This is a genomic window from Pelomicrobium sp. G1 (assembly GCF_051905455.1).
Classification (GTDB): Bacteria; Pseudomonadota; Gammaproteobacteria; order Burkholderiales; family UBA6910; genus Pelomicrobium.
On the sequence record NZ_JBQACR010000178.1, the window covers coordinates 1 to 359 of the forward strand.

1 protein-coding gene is annotated in these 359 nt (G+C 55.4%); it reads right to left on the reverse strand.

All coding sequences use genetic code 11. From position 1 onward, the window contains the following. Positions 1 to 359: hypothetical protein (locus ACTFO6_RS18065; protein ID WP_439935780.1), on the reverse strand; the 359-nt coding region annotated here is incomplete at both ends.

The following is a 359-nucleotide window of genomic DNA, read 5'->3' on the forward strand; positions in this document are numbered from 1 at the left end:
TCCACAGTTGCTGTTTGGCTGCCTGTTCCATTTGCTGCAGAAAGTATCCAAGGTGCGAGGCGAACGTGCTTCGATCTTCCAGCGAGCCGTGCTGAAAAAGCTCCGGCAGCAACTGCTGTGTTGGGTCAGATACGTAAAATGCTGCCAGAGCAGTGTAGAAATCGATGAAACGCTGGCGGTGATTAGATAGGTCCGTATTGAGACGTGGTACCGCTTCTAGGAATGCCGGCATCAGCGCTTCGACGAGCGCTGGATACAAGCGCCCCCACACCAGGAAGCCGCCCCATGCCTGTGCGAACTTCTCCCGATCTCGATCACTGAAAAGCGGGATTAGGTACTGGCGGGTCCACGCTTCATCC